This is a genomic window from Pseudomonas sp. AK106 (genome assembly GCF_053903055.1).
The window spans coordinates 1,344,124-1,356,027 of record NZ_CP096426.1; the positions used below are offsets into that span (position 1 = coordinate 1,344,124).

Below are 11,904 nucleotides of genomic sequence, written 5' to 3' on the forward strand. Positions count from 1 at the left end.
CCTAGTGAGTCGGGCCGAGGAAGGCCAGCCAGCGGCGTTCAGCCAATCGGAACAGGCCTACCAGAATGAACGTGACCGTGAGGTAGATCAGCGCCGCAATACCGAACGACTGGAACGTCAGGAAGGTGGCCGAGTTGGCGTCCCGCGCGACCTTGAGGATGTCCGGCACGGTGGCGGTGAAAGCCACGGTGGTCGAGTGCAGCATCAGGATCACTTCGTTGCTGTAATAAGGCAGCGAACGGCGCAGTGCCGACGGCATGATGACGTAGGTGTACAAGCGCCAGCCGGTCAGGCCGTAAGCCTTGGCCGCCTCGACTTCGCCGTGGTTCATGCTGCGAATCGCACCGGCGAAGATCTCCGTGGTGTAGGCGCAAGTGTTCAAAGCGAAGGCGAGGATCGTGCAGTTCATCGCGTCACGGAAGAACGCGCCTAGCATCGGCTGCTCCCGTACGGCGGCGATGCTGTAGATGCCGGTGTAGCAAATCAGCAACTGGATATACAGCGGCGTTCCACGGAAGAGGTAGGTGTAGAACTGCACCGGCCAGCGCACCAGGGGATTGCGCGATACGCGGGCGATGGACAGCGGAATCGAAACGATGAAGCCAATGGCGATGGAGGCACTGAGCAGCCACATCGTCATGGCCAGGCCGGTGATGTTCTGGCCGTCCGTATAAAGGAAGGCGCGCCAGTATTCTTGCAGCAACTCGATCATCGTTGAGCCTCCCGGCTGCCGGCGGCATAACGCCGTTCGGCCCAGCGCAGGGCGAAGTTGGACACGCTGGTGATGACCAGATAGATCAGTGCGGCGATTACCAGGAAGTAGAACAGCTGATAGGTGCTTTTACCCGCGTCCTGGGCGGCTTTGACCAAGTCGGCCAGACCGATGATCGACACCAGCGCGGTGGCCTTGAGCACCACTTGCCAGTTGTTGCCGATGCCGGGCAGGGCGAAGCGCATCATCTGCGGGAATACCACCATGCGAAACCGTTGCGAACGGCTGAGCCCATAGGCCGTGGCGGCTTCGACCTGACCGCGCGGTACGGCGAGAATCGCGCCGCGGAAGGTCTCGGTGAAGTACGCGCCATAGATGAAGCCCAGCGTGATGACGCCGGCAGAGAAAGGGTCGATCTCGATGTAATCCCATTCCATCGCATTGGTGAGCGTGGTCAGCCAGGTTTGCAGGCTGTAGAAGATCAGCAGCATCAGTACCAGGTCCGGTACGCCACGGATCAACGTGGTGTAGATCTGGGCAGGAACGCGCAGCACGGCGGCTTTTGACAGTTTGGCACTGGCGCCCAGCAGGCCGAGCACAATGGCCAGCAGCAGCGACATTACCGATAATTTGACGGTCATCCAGGTGCCTTGCAGCAACAGCGGGCCGAAGCCTTTCAGGCTGAATGCTGACAGTCCCAGGTTTTGCAGGAGAGTTTCGAACATGTGCAACCTATACAGTCAATAAAAACGCCCGTGAACTTCAGCGACGGATTCTGGCTGAAATCAACGGGCGTCTGTTTGCTTATTTACCGCTGTACAGATTCAGATCGCCGAAGTGCTTCTTCTGGATCTCGGCGTACTTGCCGTCGTCGTGTAACGCTTTGATACCCTTGTCCAACAGTGCTTTCAGGTCCTTGTTACCTTTCGAGATGCCGACTGCGGTTTTGGCTGGCAGCAGGGGATCGTCGATAGGCTTGCTGACTTCATAGTCACCGCCTTGTGGCGATTTCAGGAAGCCCAGTTCGGCTTGCAGCATGTCTTGAACCGAGGCATCCAGACGACCCGAAACGAGGTCGGCATAGACCTGATCCTGGTTGGCGTAGGCCTGGGTTTTCACGCCAGCCTTGTCCAGAACGGCCTTGGCGTAGGCTTCCTGGATGGTGCCTTGCTCGTAACCCACGGTTTTGCCTTTGAGCGAGGCCGTGTCAGCACTCAGGCCGGAGCCTTTTTTGTAGACCAGTGAGGTAGGGCCGGAGAACAGTTCGCTGGAGAAGTCGATGACTTTCTCGCGGGCCGGGGTCACGGTCATGGAGGAGATCACGCCGTCGAACTTGTTGGCTTTGAGACCTGGGATCATGCCGTCGAAGTCGCTTTCGACCCACTTGCACTTGACCTTCAATTCAGCACAAATCGCGTTGCCCAGATCGATATCGAAGCCTACCAGGCTGCCATCGGCGGCTTTGGATTCGAAGGGCGCGTAGGAAGGATCGACGCCGAAACGCAGCTCCTTGTACTCCTTGGCCATTGCGTTACCGGCGGCCAGACAGATGGCGAGAGCGGAAAGGGTCAGCCATGCTTTTTTCATCGTTCAGTCCTTAAAACCAAATTGAGCGTTGGGAACACGCGAAGGCTTGCTACCGGCAAAAGCCAGACCGCAAATAGACAGCAATTTCCGAACCAAAGAAACGAACGCGCGTTTTAAATGTACGGAGTTGTCGCAATGATGACTTAGCGCCATCTTTTGTCTTTTTTTGAGGCCCCGCAGGCATCGGCAGAGTAGCCGTATCCCGTTGAGAGTGGGCGAAAAAGTTGCAGCCTTTGGGGTCACCAGCGGCGCTTGTTGTGATGGAGGGGAGATTCGAAACGCCTGGCGGGGCTTGTCGCTGAGAGGGTGCGTTTTTCAGCGCGCCCCATTTCAGCGCATTCGACGCGGACCGAAGCCAGGCCCGCGCACCGCGACGGTGCTCAGGCCAGCAGGTCCTGCAGCGTCGCCAGGCTGTCGGCTTCGGCAACGGGCTTGTCCAGGCGCCAGCGGAGCATCCTGGGAAACCTCACCGCGATGCCGCTTTTGTGCCGTTTCGACAGGGCGATGCCTTCGAAGCCCAGCTCGAACACCAGGGTCGGGGTAACACTTCGCACCGGGCCGAATTTGTCGACGGTGGTCTTGCGGATGATTGCATCGACTTTGCGCATCTCTTCGTCGGTCAGCCCCGAATACGCTTTGGCGAAGGGCACCAGCGTCCGTTCGCTGGATTCCGGCGGGCCGTCCCAGACCGCAAAGGTGTAGTCGCTGTACAGGCTGGCGCGGCGGCCGTGACCGCGTTGGGCGTAGATCAGCACCGCGTCGACGCTGAACGGGTCCATCTTCCATTTCCACCAGACGCCCATGTCCTTGGTGCGCCCGACGCCGTACATCGAGTCCCGTGCCTTGAGCATCATGCCTTCCACACCGAGACTGCGGGACGCCTCGCGCTGCCGGCCAAGGTCGAGCCAGTCAGTGCCGGTCAGCACGGGGGACGGCATCAATACCGGGCTCTGGGCGCTGGCGATGACTTTTTCCATCTGCGTGCGGCGCTCATGTTGCGGGCGACTGCGCCAGTCGTGGCCTTCCCATTCCAGCAGGTCGTAAGCCAGCACGACGACCGGCACGTCTTCCAGAATCTTCTTGCCCAGGGTTTTGCGGCCGATCCGCTGCTGCAGCAGAGCGAAGGGTTGTACCGACGGCGTCGCTTCGCCAGGTGTGCCGGGCGCAGGGGTGTCCAGCGCGAACTCGCCGCTCTCCGGATTCTCCGGCGTCGCGGCTTTCCAGACGACAATCTCGCCATCGATGACGGTGCCGTCGGGCAGGCACTGAGCCAGGGTGTGCAGTTCAGGGAAGCGATCCGTGACCAGTTCTTCGCCCCGCGACCAGATCCACAGCCGACCTTCGCGCTTGACCACCTGGGCGCGAATGCCGTCCCACTTCCATTCCACCTGCCAGTTTTCCGCGGCGCCCAGCAGATTCTCGAACTGATCGACCGGCTGCTGCAGCGCGTGGGCGAGGAAGAACGGGTAGGGCTGGCCACCGCGTTGCGCGTGTTCGTCGGCCGATTCTTCGGCGATGAGCTTGAGGTAGCCCTCGGCGCTGGGGCGATGGGAGAGATCGGTGTAACCCACCAGTCGCTGGGCCACGCGCTTGCTGTCGATATCAGCCAAGGCCGCGAGGGCCCGTGTCACCAGCAGCTTCGAAACACCGACGCGGAAACTGCCGGTGATCAGCTTCAGGCAGACCATCAGGCTTTGCGGGTCCAGTTGCGACCAGAACGTCGGCAGACGCTCGAGCAACTCTTCCGGAGGCAGACCACGCAGGGGCAGCAGATGGTTTTCCATCCAGCTGGCCAGGCCTTCTTCGGAGCTGTGCTCGGCTTTGGGTAGCAACAGCGACAGGGTTTCCGCCAAATCGCCGACCGCCTGATAGCTCTCCTCGAACAGCCATTCCGGCAAGCCGGACAATAAGAGTGCCTGCTCACGCAACATGCGCGTCGGCACCAGTTGCCGTGGGCGTCCGCCGGCCAGGAAGTACACCGCCCACGCGGCGTCTTCGGGGGCGGCGTTGCTGAAGTAGGCTTGCATGGCCGCCAGCTTGGCGTTGCTGGAGGTGGTGGCGTCGAGGTCCGAATAGAGTTCGGCGAAGGCCTTCATGAGGAGGCCTCGCCTGTCGATTCGGGGCCGGGTGCAGATTCGGTCTTGGCCGCTGCGTCGTCTTCTTCGTCGCCGTATTCGGTGCTGAAGCCTTGGGCGTCGAGGCCCAGTTCGCGCAGGTAGCGCACCAGCACGGCCACTGAACCGTGGGTGACCATCACTCGCTCAGCGCCGGTGTTTTCGATGGCCCAGAGCAAGCCGGGCCAGTCGGCGTGGTCGGAGAGGGCAAAGCCTCGGTCGACGCCGCGCCGGCGTCGGGTGCCGCGCAGCATCATCCAGCCGCTGGCGAAGGCGTCGCTGAATTCGCCAAAGCGGCGCATCCAGGTGCTGCCGCCGGCGGAGGGTGGCGCGACGATCAGGGCGCTGCGCAACGCGGGGTCGGTTTTTTTGAAGTCGCCGGCGTAGTGGGTTTCGGGGATGCGCACGCCGGCTTCGCGGTAGACGCGGTTCAACGGTTCGACGGCGCCGTGGACGAGGATCGGGCCTATGCTGGGGTCGATGCCGTGGAGGATGCGTTGGGCTTTGCCAAATGAGTACGCGAACAGGACGCTGGCTTTGCCGGCGGCGGCATTGGCGCGCCACCATTCGTTGACCCCGGCGAAGATTTCCGCCTGGGGTTGCCATCGGTAGATCGGCAGGCCGAAGGTGGATTCGGTGATGAAGGTGTGGCAGCGCACGGGTTCGAAGGGTTCGCAGGTGCCGTCGGGTTCGACTTTGTAGTCCCCTGAGGCCACCCAGACTTCGCCCTGGTATTCGAGGCGGACCTGGGCGGAGCCGAGGACGTGGCCGGCCGGGTGGAGGCTGAGTTTGACGCCGTGGTGGGTGATGCTTTCGCCATAGGCGAGGGTCTGGAGGTTGATGTCCTGGCCCAGTCGGGAGCGCAGTATGCCTTCGCCGGGCGCGGCGGCGAGGTAGTGTTCGTTGCCTGTGCGGGCGTGGTCGCCGTGGGCGTGGGTGATGACGGAGCGTTCGACCGGGCGCCATGGATCGATGTAGAAATCACCGGGCGGGCAGTAGAGGCCTTCGGGGCGGGCAATGACGAGATCCATGGGTTAACCGGGTTTGGGGACTTGTCAGGTAGAGCGGTGGCGGGGCGCAGAAGTTCGGGGTTTTGACGCTAGATCAAGATCAAGAGCGTCGGCCTAACGGCTCGACTGTTTCGGCTTCGCCGAGTTACTTGGAAAAGCACCCCCCTCTCTGTTCTAAAGAGCAGCCAAGGGTGCTTGCTCTCGGTTTGGCCCTTCGTTCCTCAGGGTTCCTTCACTCCGGTCTCGCTCCGTGGGCCCGCCGCCATCCGCCATCCATGGCGGGGGGCGGCTCTCGCGGCATCCATGCCGCTCGGCCCACTCCGCGAGACCTGCGTTCAGCCTGCACCAAAGTCGCGATTGGCGTTGTTTGAGCCTTTTGCGTATGAAGATCAAAAGCAGATCAAAGGCAGATGCAGATCAACGGCTTCCCGGCTGAAGCCGGTCCTACAGTCGGCGCCAATCTCACTGGATGCATGCGATTTCTTGGTAGGACCGGCTTCAGCCGGGAAGGGGCCGGGTTGAGCGACGTCTATTTTTGCGCCTTGACACTGATCGTTCCCACGCTCTGCGTGGGAATGCATCCCGGGACGCTCCGCGTCATCCCGGATGGCTCGGCCATTTACTTCCCGGGCGTCAGCGTCAGGCGTTGTTTGCCGTAGGCTTTTTCGAAGTTTTCCGGTTGCATCGGCACTGACATGTAGAGGCCTTTCATCCAGGGGTCGATGCCGTTGGCGTTGTACGGGCTGGCGGGGTTGCCGGATTGGCCCGCGGCGTTTTGCGCCATCATCGGTTCCTGCTGGGCGAAGTCGACGATGATGCGCATGGCCGGGACGACGGCGGCGTTGAAGTCCTGGCCCCAGTGGAAGCCCGACGCGTTGAGGGTGGTGTGGTCGCCGCCGGTGGCGATCGGGCCTTTGATCACGTTTGCCTTGTTGCCCCCCAGCGCCGCGCTGAGTTGGGCGCTTTGGGCGGTCCAAGTGATCTGGTGCAACTTGCCCCACTGCCAGGCTTTGTCATCGGCGCCGAGTTGAGCTTCGCCGACGGTGATCGCAGCGGCCAGGCTGCGGGCGAGGATGGCGGGTTTGTCTTCTTTTTGCGGCGTTTTCACGTCGTCCCAATACGGACTGTCTTCGCGGCCCAATAGGTGATCGGCCTGGGGCGAGTAGGACAGGTCCGCGCTTTGCACCAGCGCTTTCCAGGCAGGGCTGGTTTCCGGGCCGAGTTCGTCGAGGAAAGTCTGGCGGGCACTCTCTTGCAGGAACAATTCGTAAATCGCCGCATCCGCCGAACCCGGCGACAGTCGGCCGTCGAACGCCATCAGGCGGGTCAACGCATCACGGGCTTTGTCGCGCTCTGGCGCGGGCAGGGCGTCAATGGCCTGTTTCAAAGGCGCGGACATGCCCGGCGCGGAGAACATTTTCTTCAGTTTGGCGGCGAAGGTCGTGGTCTGGTCGTATTGCATGGCGACGGTGCTGCGCGTGTCCTGCTTGCCGGCGTTGGCCAGTTCGGCGATGCGTTCGGCGCGCTCCGGATAATCCCAGGAATTGGAGAGCTGCATGCCATAGCCTTTCGGCACCGTGCGTTGATTGGCGGTGGCGATCCAGCCCTGTTGCGAATCCTGATCGTACGGATGCAGCATCGCGTCGGCATAGCCGTCCCAGTCGAACCGGCCGTCCCAGCCCGGCGAAGGAATCAGGCCGAGCCCGTCGCGCCGGTTCGGGTATTTGCCGGTCACCTGCCAGCCGGTGTTCGACGCATCGGCGAACACCATGTTCAGGGTGATGGCACGGATTTCCCGAGTGGTGTCGAAGGCCCGCTGCACGTTCGGCGCACGGGTCAGGTCGAAGAGGGCATCGAGGGTTTTGTCGTCTCTGGCATCGGGCGTCTGCAGGGCGATGCCCAGGCCGCTGGCCAACTGCGCAGAACTTGCGTTGAGCAGTGGACCATGGCGTGTTTCGTACGCGGGCTCGCGCACCGGGCTCTGGCCTTTGACGAAGTAGGTTTCCTCATGGGCGCCTGCCGCGACCCATTTGCCGTCGGCCATCACCATCAGGCGGTTGTTTTCGCGCTTGAGCTTCTCCAGGAACAGGTCCTGGTTGTCGCCCATTGCCGGGCCCATGCCCCAGGCCAGTTTGCCGTTGAAGCCGGACAAGACCAGCGGCAATCCCGCAACGGTCGCGCCGGCGGCCTGGTATTTCGGCGAGCGGATCTGCACGAAATTCCACATCGACGGCACAGTCGGCGCCAGTTGACTGTCATTGGCCAGCAGACTTTTGCCAGCGCGCGCGCGTTGCGGTGAGATCACCCAGTTATTCGACGCCGAAACCCCCAGCAGGTTGAGGTCGGAAAGCTGCAGCGCCGCTTTGTCCAGATCGCTCAGGCCCGCCAGCTGGCTGCCCAGATTCAGGCCCTTGAGCTTGTCGGCTTCAGCAAAGGGCAACTCCTCGTCGGGATAGGTCGGCAGCAGCCAGGCCAGCTTGTCTTGCCCGACTTTCTGCGCCAGCACCAGGGAGGAAATCTCCTCCTGCAGGTTCACCGACAGGCTGAAGTTGAGCAGGCTGAAAATCAGCGCCGAGTCTTCCGGCTTCCAGTATTCAGGCTTGTAACCCGAATCGGCGAGGTCAGCCGGCAGCTTGTCGCGATAGCGGAACAAGTAGGCGTTGACGCCCCGCGCGTACACCTCGAAGAAGCGTTTCAGGCGCGGCGAGGAGGCGGCATACAGCTGGCCGGCAGTCTGCTTGAGGTTGGCGGCGCGCATCATGCGGTCGAGGTCGAGGGCGCCCGGCCCTGCGATTTCCGACAGCCGGCCTTGGGCGAGCAAGCGCATTTGCATCATCTGGGTGATGCGGTCGGTCGCGTGAACGTAGCCGAGGGTGAACAGCGCGTCATGGAACGTGCTGCTCTCAATCAGCGGCATGCCCAGGTTGTTGCGGCGAATCGAGACGTTTTGCGCCAGCCCTTTAATGGCAAACACCCCGCTGGCAGGCGGCAGGCTGTCGCGGTCTTCACCCCCCAGCTGGCAACCGGCCAGGCTCAGAAGTCCGATCATGGCAGCGGCCGCGCTCATGCGCGTTTTCAGAGTTGAAAGGGCTGGCGAGGCCATGATGAAGCTCCTGCGGGGGGTGTGCGTAGAAAAGGCGCTACGTTAGAGAGCAGGCGAGCGCCACGCAAGCCGGGGGAGGGAGTTTATTTTCGCGATTTTCGCTCCACGGTGAAGGCGGCGTCTGTCCGTTCATGGCTTCGGCGGATTGATCTTGTCGGCCAGCGCATAGGCCCGCTTCACTGCATCGCGATGGGCGACCGTCTCGAACCAACGCTTCAGGTGCGGGAAGTCATCCAGGTTCTGCTCCTGAAACGTGTGGGGCACGATCCACGGATAGATCGCCATGTCCGCGATGCCGTAGTCCTCGCCCGCCACATAGCTGCGATCGGCCAGACGCTCGTTCAACACGCCATACAAGCGCGCGGTTTCATCGACGTAACGCTTGATCGCGTAGGGAATCTTCTCTTTGGCGAACCGGTTGAAATGGTGATTCTGACCGGCCATCGGGCCCAGGCCACCCATTTGCCAGAACAGCCACTGCAGGGTTTCCTCGCGGCCGCGCAGGTCCGTTGCAATGAACCGGCCGGTCTTCTCGGCCAGGTACAGCAGGATCGCGCCGGACTCGAACAGGCTCAGCGGTTCGCCGCCGTCAGCAGGTTCGTGGTCGACGATGGCCGGGATCTTGTTGTTGGGGGAAATCTTCAGAAAATCGGCTTCGAACTGCTCGTTCGCGCCGATGTTGACCGGGAAAATTTTGTACGGCAGGCCCGCTTCTTCGAGGAAAATCGAGACTTTGTGGCCGTTGGGGGTGGTCCAGTAGTGCAGATCGATCATTGCGCGCTCCAGGTGAAGTCATCACGACTGCCATTAAGGCTTGAGCTCTTTTACCCCTTCGGGCGTCGATCACACAAATAAAAACGGCCTGAAGATTCAGGCCGTGGAAGCATCCGAGAGCGTTAGGCGCCGTGGCACTTCTTGAATTTTTTCTCGCTGCCGCAAGGGCAAGGGTCGTTGCGGCCGACGTCCTTGAGCGTGTTGCGGACCGGCTCTTGAGGCGCGTGGCCGCAATGCGGGCCGTGCACGTGGCCGTGGTCATGGTGGTGATCGTGATGGTCGTGATCGTGGTCACAATCGGGGCCGTGCACGTGGGCTTGCTGGTTCATGGGGTTACTCCGGAATCAAATCGCCGGGGATTATGTCGCCATTGCGCCCGATGCGCACGCTGTGTCCGAATAAAAATCCGGTCTTGAGCTTGCCTTCCAACCGGTAATGCACCGGCTGATTGGCTTTGCCGAGCACCTTGGAGATGTCCTTGAGGTGTTCCCACAGATTGGTGCGGATCGGCACGGAAAAGTTTTTGTGGCTGTTGGCTTTGACGATGAACCAGTCGCTGTAGACGCCTTCGCTGAGCAACATGTCGTTGAGCAGGATTTTGTAGCGCAGGCCGCGGACCAACAGGCTGGAGTCATTGGGGTTGTCGACCCGAAAGCGCAGCTTGAAGTCCTGACGCAGCAACTTGGCCTTGACCACTTCCACCTTCAGCAGCTTGACGTCGGGGTCTTCGAAGCCGCCGGTTATCCAGGTCGAGCAGCCCGACAGCGCCAGGAGCGCGAAGAGGCCTGCGATTCTGAGGACGTGTGCTGCAAACATCATGGGTCGCTCCCTTTTATGCCCGGTCTGACCGCCACTTCACGTGACTCGCCGTTCTCTACAGCCTGCGCCATACTCGCGCCATGTGTCGAAGGAGTATTGACCATGCAGCACTACGAAATCGTATTTTCCGGCCAACTGGTGCCCGGCGCGCAGCCGGATCTGGTCAAGGCCAACCTGGCAAAGCTGTTCCAGGCGGACGCTCAGCGCATCGCGTTGCTGTTCTCCGGCCGTCGGCTGGTGCTGAAAAACAACCTCGATGAGGCCGCCGCCGAAAAGTACCGCTCGACCCTCGAACGCGCCGGGGCCATGGCCCAGGTTGTGTCGATGGTGCCGGTCGTTGAGGCGCCGGGTCTGGTCGAGGTGGAAGAAGTTGAACTGGCGCCGCCGCCGGACGAGCCGACCTGGACGCGCAAGGCGTCAAGCCTGACGCCGCCCAACGACGCCACCCCGCCGCGCAAAGCCAGCGTCAAGCCGCGCGATGTGTACATGGCTGCATTTGTGGACGTCGAGGCGCCGGACTTCTCGCTCTCCGAACCGGGCCAGGACGTGCAGGATCCGAAGATGCCGGCGCGTGCGCCGCAGCTTGACCTGTCCGGCTTGAGCCTGGCACCGGCCGGCGCTGATCTGGGTCAGGACAAGCCGGTTGAGCACGCGCTGGTGCCGGACGTTTCCCACATCAGGCTGGCCTGAGGACTGCCTGTCGCTGAGTGGTGACTGGCGTCGCTGAAAGGTCAGGTGAGATAAGCCGGACAGCACTTCTTGAATTTCTGCTGACTGCCGCAAGGGCAGGCGTCGTTACGACCGGCTTTGATCGACACTGTCGGGTCGATGAAATACCAGCGTCTGTCATGCTGCACGAACGCCGAGCGCTCGCGGTGACAATGCTCGCCGTCGGCATCGTGCCAGCGGGCGGTGAAGGTCACGAATGCATGTTCAGGCTGACCGCCGATCAACTCCGCACCCTCGACTTCCAGACCCAGCCAGGTGCTCCGGGCGCTCCACTGGCTGATCGCGTCACGGTCCAGCCCGGCCTGTTGCGCCGGCAATGTGGTGTCCAGCAAATAATCCACCAACCCCAGCACATAAGCGCTGTAGCGGGAACGCATCAGCGCTTCGGCGCACGGCGCGGGCTGACCGGCGTGATAGCGACCGCAGCAACCGTCGAGAAGATTGCCGCTGCCGCAAGGGCATATTGCGCTGCTCATGATGCGTTTCTCACCACCAGTACTTGCCGTAATTCTCCGGATTGGCCCAGAACTTCGCGTTCAGCCAGTCCGGCACCTGTTTGTATTCGCGCAGATCGTAGGTGAACAGCGTGAGCACTTGTTCATCCCGGGAAAACCGTTCACTGGCCTGCAGTGCCAGCGAGTAGAAATCCGTGGACTGCCAACCGCAGGCATCAAGATCCGCCAGCACGGCAATGCGGCTGGCATTGAGGTTGCGGATGCCGCCCAACAACTCCAGGCCCGTACGTTTGGGCATGTGTTCAAGGCAGTCCACCACCAGCGCCAGATCGAAGCGCTGTCCGGCCAGGTCGGCGGGTAAGAGACCTGGCCCCGCGTGGGCCAGCTCGGTCTGCGGATGCGCTTCTTGAAAGGCCTGCAACGCCGGAAAAGTCTCGGCGCCAACCAGCAGCAAACGCTTCGGCGCATAGAGGTCGAGCAGGGCGGCCAAGGCCTGTTGCGGCGTGCGGCTGGAGAAGGGGTCGGTCATTGGAGATCCTCGTTCAGGCGGGCAAGGTTAGCGTGCTGAACTTCAATGGCCTAGTGCTTGCAGGCTTTCATT

Annotated in this window: 12 protein-coding genes; 1 reads left to right on the forward strand and 11 read right to left on the reverse strand. The window is 61.9% G+C overall.

All coding sequences use genetic code 11. From position 1 onward, the window contains the following. Nucleotide 1: 1 nt before the first annotated feature. The 9 genes from M1E04_RS06135 to M1E04_RS06175 all read right to left on the reverse strand — a co-directional run bounded on the left by M1E04_RS06135 (nt 2) and on the right by M1E04_RS06175 (nt 10,119). Nucleotides 2–712, reverse strand: coding sequence for an ABC transporter permease (locus tag M1E04_RS06135; protein WP_065992577.1), 711 nt, complete (start codon nt 710–712; stop codon nt 2–4). After that, a complete protein-coding gene (locus tag M1E04_RS06140) occupies nt 709–1,437 on the reverse strand; it encodes an ABC transporter permease (RefSeq protein WP_065992578.1) in 729 nt (242 codons plus the stop codon). Before M1E04_RS06140 ends, M1E04_RS06135 begins: the two co-directional genes overlap by 4 nt. Before the next feature lie 79 nt (nt 1,438–1,516). After that, nucleotides 1,517–2,299: a transporter substrate-binding domain-containing protein gene (locus M1E04_RS06145; protein WP_065992580.1), complete on the reverse strand. Its 783-nt coding sequence runs from the start codon at nt 2,297–2,299 to the stop codon at nt 1,517–1,519. 380 nt (nt 2,300–2,679) lie between these two features. Next, nucleotides 2,680–4,395 (reverse strand): ATP-dependent DNA ligase, encoded by a 1,716-nt coding sequence (locus M1E04_RS06150; RefSeq protein ID WP_410928580.1) that lies wholly within the window; start codon nt 4,393–4,395, stop codon nt 2,680–2,682. Continuing rightward, complete coding sequence (locus M1E04_RS06155; RefSeq protein WP_410928581.1) at nt 4,392–5,444, reverse strand: ligase-associated DNA damage response exonuclease; 1,053 nt, start codon at nt 5,442–5,444, stop codon at nt 4,392–4,394. Before M1E04_RS06155 ends, M1E04_RS06150 begins: the two co-directional genes overlap by 4 nt. Nucleotides 5,445–6,042: 598 nt before the next feature. Further along, nucleotides 6,043–8,526, reverse strand: a complete 2,484-nt coding sequence (locus tag M1E04_RS06160) for a penicillin acylase family protein (RefSeq protein ID WP_456292554.1) — start codon at nt 8,524–8,526, stop codon at nt 6,043–6,045. A gap of 129 nt (nt 8,527–8,655) precedes the next feature. Continuing rightward, nucleotides 8,656–9,300, reverse strand: coding sequence for a glutathione binding-like protein (locus M1E04_RS06165; protein ID WP_410934752.1), 645 nt, complete (start codon nt 9,298–9,300; stop codon nt 8,656–8,658). A 122-nt stretch (nt 9,301–9,422) separates the two neighbouring features. Next, nucleotides 9,423–9,629: an SEC-C metal-binding domain-containing protein gene (locus tag M1E04_RS06170; protein ID WP_065992586.1), complete on the reverse strand. Its 207-nt coding sequence runs from the start codon at nt 9,627–9,629 to the stop codon at nt 9,423–9,425. A gap of 4 nt (nt 9,630–9,633) precedes the next feature. Then, complete coding sequence (locus M1E04_RS06175; RefSeq protein ID WP_065992587.1) at nt 9,634–10,119, reverse strand: LEA type 2 family protein; 486 nt, start codon at nt 10,117–10,119, stop codon at nt 9,634–9,636. Nucleotides 10,120–10,221: 102 nt separating this feature from the next. Between M1E04_RS06175 and M1E04_RS06180 the strand changes: the two genes are divergently transcribed. Further along, entirely contained in the window at nt 10,222–10,809 is a 588-nt protein-coding gene (locus tag M1E04_RS06180) for a hypothetical protein (protein WP_456292555.1), read from the forward strand. Between the two features lie 41 nt (nt 10,810–10,850). On the opposite strand, the gene M1E04_RS06185 is transcribed toward M1E04_RS06180, so the two are convergent. Further along, the gene (locus tag M1E04_RS06185; protein WP_456292556.1) at nt 10,851–11,324 is read right to left on the reverse strand and encodes a YchJ family protein; all 474 of its coding nucleotides are present in this window, start codon (nt 11,322–11,324) and stop codon (nt 10,851–10,853) included. Nucleotides 11,325–11,334: 10 nt separating this feature from the next. Continuing rightward, nucleotides 11,335–11,832: a DUF6231 family protein gene (locus M1E04_RS06190; RefSeq protein ID WP_296311734.1), complete on the reverse strand. Its 498-nt coding sequence runs from the start codon at nt 11,830–11,832 to the stop codon at nt 11,335–11,337. Between the last annotated feature and the right edge of the window lie 72 nt (nt 11,833–11,904).

Coding starts and splice junctions, on each gene's coding strand:
- M1E04_RS06135 (WP_065992577.1), bottom strand. CDS start 712: ATGATCGAGTTGCTGCAAGAATACTGGCGCGCCTTCCTTTATACGGAC.
- M1E04_RS06140 (WP_065992578.1), bottom strand. CDS start 1,437: ATGTTCGAAACTCTCCTGCAAAACCTGGGACTGTCAGCATTCAGCCTG.
- M1E04_RS06145 (WP_065992580.1), bottom strand. CDS start 2,299: ATGAAAAAAGCATGGCTGACCCTTTCCGCTCTCGCCATCTGTCTGGCC.
- M1E04_RS06150 (WP_410928580.1), bottom strand. CDS start 4,395: ATGAAGGCCTTCGCCGAACTCTATTCGGACCTCGACGCCACCACCTCC.
- M1E04_RS06155 (WP_410928581.1), bottom strand. CDS start 5,444: ATGGATCTCGTCATTGCCCGCCCCGAAGGCCTCTACTGCCCGCCCGGT.
- M1E04_RS06160 (WP_456292554.1), bottom strand. CDS start 8,526: ATGGCCTCGCCAGCCCTTTCAACTCTGAAAACGCGCATGAGCGCGGCC.
- M1E04_RS06165 (WP_410934752.1), bottom strand. CDS start 9,300: ATGATCGATCTGCACTACTGGACCACCCCCAACGGCCACAAAGTCTCG.
- M1E04_RS06170 (WP_065992586.1), bottom strand. CDS start 9,629: ATGAACCAGCAAGCCCACGTGCACGGCCCCGATTGTGACCACGATCAC.
- M1E04_RS06175 (WP_065992587.1), bottom strand. CDS start 10,119: ATGATGTTTGCAGCACACGTCCTCAGAATCGCAGGCCTCTTCGCGCTC.
- M1E04_RS06180 (WP_456292555.1), top strand. CDS start 10,222: ATGCAGCACTACGAAATCGTATTTTCCGGCCAACTGGTGCCCGGCGCG.
- M1E04_RS06185 (WP_456292556.1), bottom strand. CDS start 11,324: ATGAGCAGCGCAATATGCCCTTGCGGCAGCGGCAATCTTCTCGACGGT.
- M1E04_RS06190 (WP_296311734.1), bottom strand. CDS start 11,832: ATGACCGACCCCTTCTCCAGCCGCACGCCGCAACAGGCCTTGGCCGCC.